General features: G+C 62.6%; 12 protein-coding genes. 6 read left to right on the top strand and 6 right to left on the bottom strand.

Features of this window, described 5'->3' with window-relative positions:
- Positions 1-449: 449 nt before the first annotated feature.
- Positions 450-1208 carry an EF-hand domain-containing protein gene (locus ACV4UY_RS07070; protein ID WP_491606910.1) on the bottom strand — a complete coding sequence of 253 codons (759 nt, stop codon included), beginning with the start codon at positions 1206-1208 and terminating at the stop codon, positions 450-452.
- 274 nt (positions 1209-1482) lie between these two features.
- Between ACV4UY_RS07070 and ACV4UY_RS07065 the strand changes: the two genes are divergently transcribed.
- Positions 1483-2169 carry a response regulator gene (locus ACV4UY_RS07065; RefSeq protein ID WP_491606909.1) on the top strand — a complete coding sequence of 229 codons (687 nt, stop codon included), beginning with the start codon at positions 1483-1485 and terminating at the stop codon, positions 2167-2169.
- 4 nt (positions 2170-2173) lie between these two features.
- Entirely contained in the window at positions 2174-3652 is a 1479-nt protein-coding gene (locus ACV4UY_RS07060) for a sensor histidine kinase (RefSeq protein ID WP_491606908.1), read from the top strand.
- Between the two features lie 110 nt (positions 3653-3762).
- Here the strand turns inward: ACV4UY_RS07060 and ACV4UY_RS07055 are convergent, their stop codons facing one another.
- Together ACV4UY_RS07055 and ACV4UY_RS07050 are read right to left on the bottom strand one after the other, a co-directional pair.
- On the bottom strand, positions 3763-4413 hold the full coding sequence (locus ACV4UY_RS07055) for an MORN repeat-containing protein (protein WP_491606907.1): 651 nt from the start codon (positions 4411-4413) through the stop codon (positions 3763-3765).
- Between the two features lie 169 nt (positions 4414-4582).
- Positions 4583-6634, bottom strand: a complete 2052-nt coding sequence (locus ACV4UY_RS07050; protein WP_491606906.1) for a TrkA C-terminal domain-containing protein — start codon at positions 6632-6634, stop codon at positions 4583-4585.
- A gap of 221 nt (positions 6635-6855) precedes the next feature.
- Here ACV4UY_RS07050 and ACV4UY_RS07045 point away from each other — a divergent pair, with 221 nt between their 5' ends.
- On the top strand, positions 6856-9345 hold the full coding sequence (locus ACV4UY_RS07045) for an ATP-binding protein (RefSeq protein ID WP_491606905.1): 2490 nt from the start codon (positions 6856-6858) through the stop codon (positions 9343-9345).
- Positions 9346-9372: 27 nt separating this feature from the next.
- Positions 9373-9999: a DUF8196 domain-containing protein gene (locus tag ACV4UY_RS07040; RefSeq protein ID WP_491606904.1), complete on the top strand. Its 627-nt coding sequence runs from the start codon at positions 9373-9375 to the stop codon at positions 9997-9999.
- 38 nt (positions 10000-10037) lie between these two features.
- Here the strand turns inward: ACV4UY_RS07040 and ACV4UY_RS07035 are convergent, their stop codons facing one another.
- Positions 10038-10589 (bottom strand): phosphohydrolase, encoded by a 552-nt coding sequence (locus ACV4UY_RS07035; protein WP_491606903.1) that lies wholly within the window; start codon positions 10587-10589, stop codon positions 10038-10040.
- Positions 10590-10593: 4 nt separating this feature from the next.
- Positions 10594-10794, bottom strand: a complete 201-nt coding sequence (locus ACV4UY_RS07030; RefSeq protein ID WP_420905228.1) for a hypothetical protein — start codon at positions 10792-10794, stop codon at positions 10594-10596.
- A 78-nt stretch (positions 10795-10872) separates the two neighbouring features.
- Here ACV4UY_RS07030 and ACV4UY_RS07025 point away from each other — a divergent pair, with 78 nt between their 5' ends.
- On the top strand, positions 10873-12393 hold the full coding sequence (locus ACV4UY_RS07025; protein ID WP_491606902.1) for a B12-binding domain-containing radical SAM protein: 1521 nt from the start codon (positions 10873-10875) through the stop codon (positions 12391-12393).
- Positions 12390-12575: a hypothetical protein gene (locus ACV4UY_RS07020; RefSeq protein WP_420905230.1), complete on the top strand. Its 186-nt coding sequence runs from the start codon at positions 12390-12392 to the stop codon at positions 12573-12575. The genes ACV4UY_RS07025 and ACV4UY_RS07020 overlap by 4 nt, the downstream gene beginning before the upstream one ends.
- A 59-nt stretch (positions 12576-12634) precedes the next feature.
- Here the strand turns inward: ACV4UY_RS07020 and ACV4UY_RS07015 are convergent, their stop codons facing one another.
- Positions 12635-13945, bottom strand: a complete 1311-nt coding sequence (locus ACV4UY_RS07015; RefSeq protein WP_491606901.1) for an AmpG family muropeptide MFS transporter — start codon at positions 13943-13945, stop codon at positions 12635-12637.
- Positions 13946-13975 lie beyond the last annotated feature (30 nt).

Below are 13975 nucleotides of genomic sequence, written 5' to 3'. Positions count from 1 at the left end.
GAGAACCCCCTCACCCCCCAACCGTGGACCTCCCTTACGGAAGTTCCACGGTAAACTTGCAGGATGGGGGGAGAACCCCCTCACCCCCCAACCGTGGACCTCCCTTACGGAAGTTCCACGGTAAACTTGCAGGATGGGGGGAGAACCCCCTCACCCCCCAACCGTGGACCTCCCTTACGGAAGTTCCACGGTAAAAAACGGAAACGACTCCCGCGAAGGCTGCTCGCGACGCATTGTTCGCAAAAGGCCGCGAAAAAGGCTTCTTTTGAAAAGCGCGCTCAAGTCAAAGGCAAAATCAAAACCCTGGAAGAAGAATCTCCCAGACCTTCTCTTTTTTTTTCACCCATAAAAACGACACATCCCAAGCTGGGTGCGGTTTAACTTAACGGTGAAAACAGCACATGCCAAACCGTCAGTCTGGTCCAACCATTTCCGATGGGGACCGGAAATCACGCGGTCAGATTCACCGCGACCGACTGGCCGGTGGTGCCCGACTGACGCCCCTGGGCCACGGAAAGCATGTACTGGATCATGCCGAAAGGAGAGACGGAGCGACCCGGATCGCTCATCGAGGCCGCATCGTTGCCGCTGGACTGGTTGGTCATGGCGTCGAGCAGGGATTGAATCTCGTCCTTGCCGATCTTGCCATCCCCGTCGTTGTCCAGCAGATTGACGAGCGTCTGGGCCGAGTCGGCATTGCTGCCCGACGCGCCAGCGCCTCCCGCCTGACCTGCACGCTCGGCATGGGCGGCCTGCATGTCGGCCTGCAACTCTTCCAGGCTCACCTTGCCATCCTTGTTGGTGTCCGCCGTCTCGAACCGCTCGGCCAACAGGCCCTCGGCCTCGTCCGAGGAGATCGAACCATCCGAATCCTGATCCATGCCGCTCAGCAGATCGCTGGCCGACGGCTTGCCACCCGACGGCGGCGGTCCCATCATGGGCTGTCCGTTCCCGGTCTTTGCCTTGATCTCATTGTGAAAACTCTCCATGGCGGTCTGCAATTCGTCGCTGGAAATCTTGCCATCGCCGTTGGCGTCGGAGGTGGAAAACTGCTCGGACAACGGCCCCTTGGCCTCTGTGGCATCGATGAGCCCATCACCGCTCTGATCCATCTTCTTCATCAACGCCGCCGCCGTGGGGGGCTTGCCCATGCCGCCCATGCCCATCATGCCACCCATGCCGCCCATGCCGTTCATCGAGATGTTCATGCCTGACTCTCCTTGATTGATTGGTGAGGTTCTCGCCTCCTCCCCGGACGCGAATCATCCGAGCTTCGGGTCAGGAGCCTACACAAAAAACCCGTAAGGGTGTGTCTCGAAAGCGTCAGGAAGTGTAAAGCCTGCTTCCAATCCAAACAGAGGCGGTTACAATGGCCCGAAGCGCTCTAGTGGCGAACGATTCGACATCACCCCAAGAGGTGCGGCCAGCTCGAACTGACGCAATCGAACCACGTCGCACCCCCCACCCTCGGGAGTCCCCTGGATGATCCGCGTGCTGCTCATCGACGATGACCGCGAATTGTGTCACATGCTCTCCCGTTACCTGCAGGCCGAAGGGTTCGAATGCCTCTGCCGCCACGATGGGGACTCCGGCCTGGATCTGGCCCTGAAGGAGAGCTTCGACGCCCTGGTGGTGGATGTGATGATGCCGCGCTTGAACGGCTTCGAACTGGTGCGCCGCCTGCGCGGACGCCGCAACACCCCGGTGCTGATGCTCACCGCGCGCGGCGAGGACGTGGACAGCATCCTGGGTCTGGAGATCGGCGCGGACGACTACCTCACCAAACCCTGCAACCCCAAGGTGCTGGTGGCCCGACTGCGCGCGGTACTGCGTCGCGGTCCGGCCAAAACCGATCAGACCATCCTCAAGGTCGATTCCATCACCCTCCACCCCGGCACACGGGCCATTCAGGTCAACGATCTCCCGATCGAACTGACCGGCGCGGAGTTCAACCTGTTGCAGGTGCTCATGCGCCACGCCGGCGAGGTGGTCTCCAAGGAGCATCTGTGCCGCCAGGGTCTGGGCCGGGATCTCTCCAGCTTCGATCGCAGCGTGGATCTGCACATCAGCAACCTGCGCCGCAAACTCGGTCCCGCCGAAGACGGCTCGGCACGCATCGTCACGGTGCGCGGCGGCGGATACCAACTGGCGGCACGCAACCGGGGGTAGCACCATGCGCTTTTTCTGGAAACTCTTCTTCTCGTTCTGGCTGGTGGTGTCGTTGGTCGGGGGAGGCTTCTTCTGGGGAGGGCACCATCTGCGCGGTCTTTTGGAACCGCTGTTCGATGCCCATCTGGAAGCGTTGATGAAACAACGACGCGAGGTGGCCAACCTGATCGTCCATCAGGGAATCGCGGCGACACGCCACCATGTCACCACCACGCCCGGACTCGAGGAGATCCTGGTTCTGGACCGGAACCATCAGGATATCCTCGACCGTCCGGTTCCCGGACCATTCCGACGCAACCGCCCGGAGTGGGGATTTCGCCCGCCGCCTCCCCCACCTCCCTCGGATGAGGCAGGGCCGGACCGCTTCGGGCCACCCCAGGATGAAGGTTTTCCCCAGACCTTCCGTCCACCCCCTCCCGGACCACGCGAACCCCCGCTCCATCGCTCCCTGGGCGTGACCGATCCGGATGGGCATCCCTATCGGATCGTTTTCAGCCGCCTGACCTCCCCATTGGCCTTGCTGCTGCGCGAATATCCCCTGCTGCCGGTCTTGCCACTTCTGATCAGTGGTATCGTGGTTTTTCCCCTGGCCCGACACTTCACCCGCCCGGTGGGCCTGCTGCGCGGCGCCGCCCTGCGGCTGGCGGATGGCGAACTGACCGCCCGCGCGCCGGTGGCGCGCCGACTGGTCTCCGACGAACTCGACGACCTGGCCAGGGATTTCAACTTCATGGCCGAACGTCTCGAAACCCTGTTTCACGGCCAGAAACGACTCCTCCAGGATGTCTCCCACGAACTGCGCTCCCCGCTGGCACGGATGCGCGTCGCCCTGGGACTGATCGAACTGGGCAACGGCGGCATGGACGAGGAGCGCGAAGAGGCCATGCAACGACTCGCACGGGAGATGGAACGACTGGATGGTCTGATCGGTCAGGTGATCCGCGTGTCGCGTCCGGAACAACCCGAACGGATGCCACGCGACACCCTGATCGATCTCGGGGCGTTGGCGGAACAGGTGGTGGAGGACGCCCGTTTCGAGCACGGACTGGAGAGCCCGGTTCTGGCGAGCCAACTGCTCGAACCGGCGTTGCTGTGGGCCGACGGAGAGTCGCTGCACTCGGCGGTGGAGAACGTGGTACGCAACGCCATGCGCCATGCCCCTCGGGATACGGAGGTGACCCTGCTGCTCTCCCGGCATGGGGCATGGGTGCGGATTCAGGTTCGGGACCAGGGCCCCGGCGTGCCGGAAGCGGATCTGCCGCGCATCACCGAACCCTTTTTCCGGGTTGGCGAGGCACGGGATCGCGCCAGCGGCGGCCACGGACTGGGATTGGCGATCGCGGCGCGGGCGATACGGGATCACCAGGGGAGGCTGACGGTGCGCAACCGCGCGGAGGGGGGACTGGAGGTGGAGATCGACCTGCCGGTCGAGCCGTTTCCCCCGTGGGACGAGGAGATGGAGAGAGGGTCCGTCGCGGGTTGAAGCCTGGCGGGATCGCGGCGGGGAGGTCCGGCGGGTCCGGCGCGGGTTGATGGCTCGCGGGTCTGCCGGGGCGGGTTGAGAGACATCCCCGGCAGACCCGCGAGATCAACTCACTCCTTGGCGCCACTTTTGGCGGGAACGGCACCCTTCTTGGCCGCATCCTTGGACGCGCCGGCAGGATCCTTCTTGGCGGCCTCTTTCTTGGCCTCTTTCTTGGCTTTCTTCTTGGCCTTCTTCTCGGCGTCCTTCTTGGCCTTCGGATCCTTCTTCGCATCCGCCTTGGTCACGGCGGGTTTCTTGGCGGCATCCTTGGGAGCTTCCTTGGTCGCGGCGGGCTTCTTGGCGGCCTCCTTGGGAGCCTCCTTGACAGTCTCCTTGGGAGCCTCCTTGGCGGCTTCCTTGGGCTTTTCGCCGTTCTTGGCACCCTGGGTGAATTTGCCCTTGCCGCTCATCTGATTGTTGGCGAACTCGCCCACATACTTGTCGCCGTTGGGATAAACGAAGGTTCCCTTGCCATCCATCTTGTTGTTCTTGTATTCGCCGGTGTAAACGCTGCCGTCCGGATAGGTGAACTTGCCCTGACCATGGATCTTGCCACTTTTGTACTCACCAACATACTTGCTGCCATCTGAATAGATGTACGTCCCCTTGCCATTGACGCAATCCCCGGAGACGCACCGCTCCTGCTGGGCCTGCGCCGATGTCGTGGCGCCGAAAACCATGAATACGGCCAGACAGGCTCCCAAGAATGATCTCTTCATTTGTGTTGCTTCCCTTGGCTGACATGACAATGAATAAATGCCGTGGCTGTTTCAACCGGCCTGGAACAGGGTAAAGAGGGTCGAGACGCCGCGCGGCGCACGAAGCGAATTCTGGATTTCCATAATAGGCCACTCCCCTGGCGTTGCCAACCCTTTTTCTTGGGTCCGTTCAACTCTTGAGGATCATGGCCTTCAATCGGGTCAGGTCTGGACGCCTGCCCAGGCAGACCAGCAAATCATGGGAGGCGAAGCGGTAATCGGGCGGCGGATTGAAAAGCAGTTTCTCTCCCGGACGCTGCACCGCCATCACGTTGCAGGAGAATCCACTCCGAATCGCCGAGGAACCCAGATGGATCCCGTGCAACTGGGATCCGGGCGGAATGCGCACCGATTCGGTCTCCAGTTCCGCCAGGGAACGGGCGGTCCTGGCATGTTGTCCCAACTCTTCTCCGAACGCCTCGATCTGCTCGAGCGACCCAAGACAGATCAACACATCCCCCTCGCCAAAACGCATGGCCGGTCGCGGGGTGAACTGCACGCTCGTCCCCTTGGCGGCCACGGCCACCACCATCAGATTGAACCGCTCGCGGATGTGCGCCTCCTGGAGCGTCACCCCCTCCAGAACCGAACCGGCCTGCACCACGAATTCGGCCAACTCCTGTCCTTCGAGGGGATTGCTGGTCGTCTTCATCGCCGAAGCCCGTTTCAAACGGGCCAGATCATCCCTTTGCCCCAGACAGATGATCATGTCACCGGCCTTGAGGACATGGCTGGCCTGGGGGTTGTAGGTCATCCCCTCGCCCTCGGAGATGATCCCCACCACGATCACGTCGAAGCCGTGACGCAGATCCGAATCCCGCAACGAAGAACCCACGAAGATCGATCCGGGACGGATGCTGATCTCGTCCATTTCGAATTCGGTGTGGGTCTGATCCAGCGCCAGCCGCAAAAATTGCAACGCGCCGGGTCGCAGGGCGGTCTGGGCCATCTGATGACCGGCGTTCTGGAACGGCAACACCACCCGATCCGCCCCCACCCGTTGGAGGCGTTGTTCGGAGCTGTGCTGGCTGCCGCAGGCGACCACGAAACATTTGGCGTTGACCTCGCGCACGATCAGGATGATGTAGACGTTGGTCGCCTCGTTGAGGATGGCGATGATCACCCCGGCGGCCCGTTCCAGCCCCACCCGCGTCCAGGTTTCCTGGAGCGTGACATCCCCCTGAACGGCGATCCAGCCATCCCGGATCGCCCGATCCACCTTTTGTTGATCCATGTCGATGGCCACGAAGGGTTTTTTCTCGTTGTGCAGACTCTGGCAGGCCACGATCCCCAGGGCATCGAGTCCGCACACCACGAAGTGGTTCCGCAACCGTTCGATCTGCCGTTCCATGTGAAACTCCTTGAGATTGAACAACCGGTCCGTAAAGACCGTCACCACCAGCGAGGTCATGAGCACCGTGACCGACATGCCGGTCAGCACCCCCACGGAGGCGATGATTCGTCCCACTTCCGTGACCGGAGCGATGTCGCCATAGCCGACGGTGGTGATGGTGATGATCGCCCAATAGACCGCCGCGCCGAGGGTCGGCACCTTGTCGTTGACCCCGTGTTCGGCCAGGAAAAAGGCCACCGCCACGGTTCCCCAGATCACCCCCCCGGCCAACAGCAGCGACACCATCTCGTAGCGTCGTTCACCCAGGATGCTGGTGACGAAGGCGATGCGGCGCGAATAGCGAAAGAATTTGAGCAGTTGAATGACCCGGAACAGCCGGAAAAACCGGAAGGTCGGCAGAATGGCCAACAGGTCGATCAGCGCCAGGGGATGGACCATCCAGCGCAACTTGTTGAGCACGGCGTGATAAAAACCATCGAAGATCTCGCCATGGCGCGTGGGGCGGTAGACCCGTCGGCGATAACGCCGGACCGCCTTGCGGTAATCCTCATGCAAGGAGGTGGCGGTCCACCAGCGCAACAGGTATTCGCACACGAACAGATAATAGAATGCATGATCCAGAAGAATGAAGAAACCGTGATGCGCCCAGACATCGTGTTCCGGATCGTGCTCGTGATGCGCATTGACGATCAACACCCCGAGGGACAAGATCAACATGCTCATCATGAAGAAGTGATACCAGCGGCGATACGGACAGGCAGGATCCTCCATGACCCAATAGATGGTCTGCTTGATACGACGATAGGGCGTTTGCGGCTCTTTGCTCATGGGATGCGTGAAGTTTCCTTCCTGGTGCCAAGGTGGAAACCATGTTTGTATCCCATGGTCATGGAAAGCGTCAACCACCCGTGCGGACCGGGCAATCAGAATGATATTTCAATCAATTTTCACTTGCATTTTCAAGAAAAATCGTACAATAAACCAGTAACCGTTCCTCACGAGATCCACAGCCCCATCCGACCCCCCTTTCCAAAGACAGGCAACCCCGGATGCACACCTCCTCCACGCTCCAGCCCTCCATGCGCACGGTCGATCGCCTGGCGCTGGCCGCGCTGTCGGGATGGAGCGGCATCATCGCCATCGTCTTCATCCTGACCCTCTCCCAAGAGAAAAGTCACCTCCTGAACCAGGCCCGTCTCGAGGGAATCACCCATCTGAACAAGGATCTGTCGTTTCGCCAATGGGCCACCTCCCATGGCGGAGTCTACGTCAAACCCAGCGCATCCACCCCTCCCAACCCCTACCTGCATGCCCCGAATCGGGATGTCACCACCAGCGAGGGGACAAACCTCACCCTGATGAACCCGGCCTACATGCTGCGCGAGGTGATGGAACACCACACCGAGAACTACGGCGTGCGCGGTCACATCACCAGCCTGAAACTCCTCAACCCGGACAACGCCCCGGACGCCTGGGAAAAGGAGACGTTGGAAGCCTTCGAGCGTGGCGCCTACCGGGAACGGGCCGAACAAGCCGAAATCGACGGCAAACCCTATCTGCGCATCATGCGCGCCATGATCATGGAACCGGGCTGCATCGTCTGTCACGAGGCGAGCGGGGTTCCCGTCGGCGGCATCCGCGGCGGCATCAGCACCGCCGTGCCCCTCACCCCCTATCTGGAAGGGTTGGATCGGTTTTTCGCCACACTCCTGACCGGACTCGGGCTGGTCTGGATGGCCGGCGTCGTGGCCTTGTGGTTCGCGCGGCGCCAGTCGCACCGGTTCCTCATCGCCCAGGCCCAGGCCACCACCGCGGTGGCGGAACGCGAAGCCCGCTTTCGTGGCCTGTTCCTCGACTCCCCAGCCGCCTTGTGGGAGGTGGATCTCTCCGCCCTCAAGCATCGTCTGGATGCGCATCATCCCGGCCTCACGCGCATCACCCCGACGATCGCCGCCGAATGCGCCCATCTGACCCGCATCATCCGGGTCAACCAGGCCACCGTGGACCTGCTGCGCGCCCCCTCCATGGAGGCGATGCTGGGATCCCAACTCCAACGCTTCTTCGATACCCATGGCCTGGAAACCTTCACCCAGGCCCTCGATGCCTTTTACAACGGCGCCACGCGCTTCGCCACCGAAACGACCCAGGTCACCTTCCAGGGACAGGTCATCTGGATCTCGCTTTCCATCTCCCTCTCCCCGGAGAGCGAGACCAACTGGCAACGCTTCTACGTCTCGATGATCGACATCACCCAGCGCCATCAGGTGGAGCAACTGCTGCGCGACGAACTCGAACGCAATCGCCATCTCACCTGGGCCCTGGATCAGGATCTGGCCCGGCGCAAACGCGACGAGGAGCTGATGCGTCAGGCCAAGGAGGTGGCGGAAAACGCCAACCGCGCCAAAAGTGAATTCCTGGCCATGATGAGCCACGAAATCCGCACCCCCATGAACGTGGTGATCGGCATGGGGGATCTTCTGCTCGAATCCGGGGTGCGGAATGAGCAACGCGAATGGGTGGCCCGACTCCAGGAGGCGGGCGCCAATCTGATGGAGTTGATCAATCAGATCCTGGATCTCACCAAGATCGAATCCGGTCACCTGACCTTGATCGAGGAACCGGTGGCGATTCGAGACCTGGTGTGCGAGGTGGCAGGAATGTTGAAGGTGGTGGCCGAAGGCAAGGGGTTGGAGATGCACTGCGAGGTCTCTCCGGAGCTTCCACCCATCCTGCTGTTCGATCGCCTGCGCCTGCGGCAGATCCTGTTCAATCTGTTGGGCAATGCCATCAAATTCACCGATGCGGGACGGATCACCCTGAACGGCCTGGCCGATCCCGATCATCCTGGCCGGATCATCCTGCTGGTGCGGGATACCGGCATCGGAATCAGTCCGGAGAAAAGCCAGACCATTTTCGATCCGTTCACCCAGGTGGATACCAGCATGACCCGTCGCCACGGGGGCAGCGGACTCGGCCTGACCATCGCCCGGCGTCTGGTGACCCTGATGAACGGCGAGATCTCCGTGGAGAGTCAACCGGGCTGCGGCAGTTCGTTCCGGATCGCCCTGCCCGCGCGCCCGGCGACCGATCATCTCCCCGCGCGTCCGGAATCCTCCGGCCTCTCCTCCGGCGACGCGGACTCGGCGTGTCCGGCGATGCGGATTCTGCTGGTCGAAGACTCCGAGGACAACCAACTGCTGATCAGCGCCTTCTTGAAAAAAAGCCCGCACCACCTGACCATCGCCGTCAACGGCGAAGAGGCGGTGGCGATGGTTCAGACCAAGGCGTTCGATCTGGTCTTCATGGATGTGCAAATGCCGCTGATGGACGGCTACACCGCCACGCGCCGGATTCGCGAATGGGAAAAGGAGAAGGGACGCTTCCACCTGCCGATCGTCACCCTGACCGCCCACGCCCTGGAGGGCGAGGCGGAACGCAGCCGCCAGGCCGGGTGCGATCTCTATCTTTCCAAGCCGATCAAGAAACAGAAGCTGTTGGATGTGATCGCTCGATTCGGGTTGAGTCGCCATGCCGAATGACACCCCCCTTGCCCTCTGGAGACCGACATGTCCGAAACCGTGACTCTGAATGATGTCTGGAAAGCCTTTCAGGAGACGGATCGACGCTTGCAGGCGATGTTCGCGGAGACCGACCGCACGATGCGCGAGTCGCGCGCGGAGACAGAGCGCACGATGCGCGAGTCGCGCGCGGAGACCGACCGGCAAATCCAGGAGGTCTCCAAACAAATGAAAGAGACCGACCGCAAACTGGATCGTCTGGGCGGACGCTTGGGCGAATTCGTCGAGGGGTTGATCGCGCCAGCGTGCGAAACCCTGTTTGCCCAACGCGGCATCCCGGTCCACAAGGTCAGTCGTCGTGTCGAGGCCAAGTTGAACGACGGACGCCAAATGGAGATCGACCTGTTCGTGGTCAACACCGACGCCGTGGTTCTGGTGGAGGTGAAAAGCAAACTGGAAGTCAGCGACGTGCGCGAACATCTGGACCGCATGGCGCAATTCAAGGCGTTCTTCCCGGAATATGCCGACAAACGGGCGATTGGCGCGGTCGCGGCCATGGTGATCGAGGAGAATGTCTCCCGCTTTGCCATCCGCCAGGGTCTGTTCGTGATCGAACAGTCCGGCGACACCCTGCGCATGGCCAACGCGGATGATTTCGTGCCGGCAGGCTGGTAAGCCCCGCCCCCATCGCGACCGTTGGACGGACAGCGCGATCACCCCCCTGGAAACAACGCCCGATAGCGCGCCAGAAAACGCACCTTGGCATCCTCCGGGGACCATCCTTCCAACTCCACCCCCGGAAAGGGGTCGGGCAGACCGTGCCAGGGGGCCGGTTCCGGGGCCATGAAGGTGGCCTTCTCGTTGGCCAGCAACCGCCAGTCCGCCTCCTTCACCCGTGCCGACGGCAATCCGGTCAACCCGAAACGGACGGCGATCACCCCGAGCAGACGCTCCTCCCAGGGATCGAACTCCGGCAACACCCGCTTGAGCGGCTTGGGCAGATCGGACAGATAGGCCTCGGCGGCATCGTGCAGCAATCCCCAGCGGGCATCCTCCGCGCCCACCAGATGCGACACCCACACCGAATGCTCGGCCACCGAATAGAACCGCCGACAATGACCGTTGAACCGGCACAGCATCCCCAGGGCGTGGGCGACATCCTCGATCTCGACCTCTTCGGGCCGGGCATCCAACGGCCAGAACTGCCGCCCGGTAAAGGTCTGGATCCACGCCCCGCCGCGTGAGGCCGCATCGTCCCCGGCCATCGCCTCAACGCTCCCGATCGAGGATCAGGTTGGGGTTGGCCGGATCCAGGATCTCCTCGTCCATCGGACGACCCGACAACAGGCGCGTCATGGCGTCCCGCAACGGTCGCTTCAGGCCGGGGGGCAGGGCCTCGTCGGTCTCCTTGCCGACCCGATTCCCTCCCGTCGTCTGCTCCGGATTGGCGTTTGTCCCGGTTTGCGTCATAATCACCCCCATCAACCTGGCGTGGATTGTCGATCCCCTCTTTCGACACAACTGTAGCACGACTCTTCAAGGTTCAGCATGGCGGAAATCGTCCTGACCACCTTCAACGCCCGTTTTTCCCACCCGTCGCTGGGATTGCGCTGTCTGATGGCCAATCTCGGCCCCCTGCGCGATTCGGCCCGCCTGGTGGAGTTCGATCTGGAAAAACGGCCCGAAGAGGCCCTGGAGACCCTCCTGAAGAGTTCCCCCCGCATCATCGGCTGCGCGGTGCATGTCTGGAACCACACCCTGACCCGGCATCTGGCCTCCCTGTTGAAACAGGTGCGTCCCGAGGTGATTCTCGTGCTGGGAGGACCCGAAGTGAGCCATCTGCCGGCGGATCACCCTCTGGTGACCCTGGCCGACTACCGCATCCTCGGCGCGGGGGAGCTGGCCTTTGCCGATCTCTGCCAAGCGATCCTGGCCGGAGATCCCCCCGCCAGCCGAGATCGGATCGCCCCCAGCCCCGACCCCGCCGCCCTTGCCCTCCCCCATGCCGAATACGACGCCACCGATCTGGCCCACCGCTACCTGTATGTGGAGTCCTCGCGCGGCTGCCCCTACCGCTGTTCGTTCTGCCTGTCGGCCAACGACCCCCAGGTGCGCCGTTTCCCCCTCGAACCCCTCCTGGCCGCGCTCGAAAGCCTCATCGCCCGCGGCGGACGCCACTTCAAGTTCGTGGATCGCACCTTCAACCTCGGGGAGCGTCATGCCGGCGTGATCCTCGATTTTTTCCTGAACCACCTGGCCACCACCCCGGATCTGTTCCTCCACTTCGAGATGATGCCGGACCACCTCCCCGAAGGGCTGAAACGCCGCCTGACCGCCTTTCCCGCCGGCTCTCTGCAACTCGAAGTCGGGGTGCAATCCTTCCAACCCGCGGTGCTCGCGGCCATCGACCGCCATCAGGAGCAGGGCCGGGTCACCGAGAATCTGCGCTGGCTGCGTACCCACACCCACGCCCATCTGCACACCGACCTGATCGTCGGCCTGCCGGGAGAGTCCCCGGAACCGTTCGCCGCCGGGTTCGACCGGCTCCTCGCCCTGGACCCCCACGAAATCCAGGTGGGCATTCTCAAACGACTGCCCGGCACCCCGCTGGCCCTCGACACCCCAGCCGACTTCCGCTTCGACCCGGAACCACCCTACGAACTGCTGGAGAACGCGCAATTCGACTTCATGACCCTGCGGCGCTTCAAACGGTTGGCCCGCTATTGGGATCTGATCGGCAACTCGGGCCGCTTTCGGGCCACCCTCCAACTGGCCTTTGAAAACCGCTCGCCCTTTGCCACCTTCCTGGCCTTCTCGGACTGGCTGCACGCCACCACCGGCCAGACCCACCAGATCGCCCTGCCCCGTTTGTTCCAACTGGTGGAAACGGGCCTGGGAGAGGTGACCGGCATCGATCCGGGCCGCTTGTCGCAAGCCCTGGAAGTCGATCGACGATCCATGCACAATACGGCCAAAAAAGCGGTCACGCATGCCCCGCCCCGGCAGATGCGGCATCTGCCATCCACGACGCAGATCTCAACCCCCCACCACGAAGGAGAACCACCATGACCGAACCCGCCAAGGAGAACGTTCTGTCCGCCACCAACATCGCCAAGGAGTTGGGGGTGTCCGACACCAAGGTCAAGAAGGCGATCAAGGATCTCGGGATCGAGCCGGCCTCCAAACGCGGCGTGTGCTGCTTTTACGCCCGCGACGAGATCGGCAGGATCAAGGAGAAGATCGGCGCCTGAACCACTCCCCATCCGGCGGAGGTGCAGGAACCTCCGCCGGATGGGCGCCCCCTCTCCTCTCAACGGGTCTCGAAGCGGCGCGCCATGAACACCCACAACAACAATCCCGGAATGGCGGCAAAGGTGGTGATGAGGAAAAAGTCCGCCCAGGCGATCCGCTCCGCGATCCAACCCCCGCTCGAGGCCAGCAGCGTGCGTCCGAAGGCCATGAACGAAGAGAGCAGGGCATACTGAGTCGCGGTATAGGCGACGTGGCAGAGCCGGGAGAGATAGGCCACGAAGGCCGAGGTGCCCATGCCGCCGGTGACGTTCTCCACCGCGATGGTCACGGTGAGCATCGGCAGGGAGTAGCCCACCTCGGCAAGCACCACGAACATCAGGTTGGAGACCATTTGCAGGATCCCGCACAGAATCAACGCCTTATTGATACCCAGACGTTCCGTCAAAATTCCGCCGACCACCCCGCCGACCAACACCGCCACCAATCCGAAAAGCTTGGTGACATTGGCGATCTCGATTTTCGAAAACCCCATCTCCAGATAGAACGGACCGCTCATCACGCCGGCCAGGGCATCGCCGAACTTGTAGAGCAGAATGAAGAGCAGGGTCATCAACCAGCCGCGCCGCCGCATGAACTCGGCGAACGGGGCGATCACGGCGCTCCGGAGCCAGGATGCGACCCGGACGCGCCACCCGTCGGTTTCGGTCGGCGTGGAAAGCCCCTCCGCCATCGAACGCACGGGTTCGGGGTTGAGCAGCATCACCAGCATGCCGACCCCCATCAGGCCGGCCATCACCGCATAGGCGGAAAACCACCCCCAATAGGTGGCCAGGTACAACCCCCCGGCTCCGGAGGCGACCATGCCGAGACGATAGCCGAGCACGCTCATCGCCGCGCCGGCGCCGTACTGCCGCTCTTCCAGGATCTCCACCCGATAGGCGTCGATGACGATATCCTGGGTGGCCGACCAGAAGGCCACGAACAACGCGAACCAGGCGGTCCAGAAGGGATCGCGGGCCGGATCGCCCGCTCCGAGCCCGAGGATGCCGACGATCAACGCCAGTTGGGTCAGGATCGCCCAACCGCGTCGCTGTCCGAGACGGGTGGTGAGGCCGGGCACCGGCATGCGATCCACCAGCGGCGACCAGAGAAACTTGAAGGTATACGGGGTGCCCGCCAGGGCGAACAGGGCGATGGAACTCTTGCTCACCCCGACCTCGGCCAGCCATAATGAGAGCGTACCCACGGTCAGGGCCAGCGGCAGGCCGCTGGAGAAGCCCAACAACAGGATCACCAGCACGCGGGGTTCCCGATAGATGGCGAACGCCGACCAGAAACGGCGCGGACCCCCTGGTGTGGATGCTGGCATGCGGGACTCCCGGATGGCATGACGATGGCG

The organism is Candidatus Magnetaquiglobus sp., from assembly GCF_058402785.1.
This window is presented reverse-complemented; position numbering and strand designations above follow the sequence as displayed.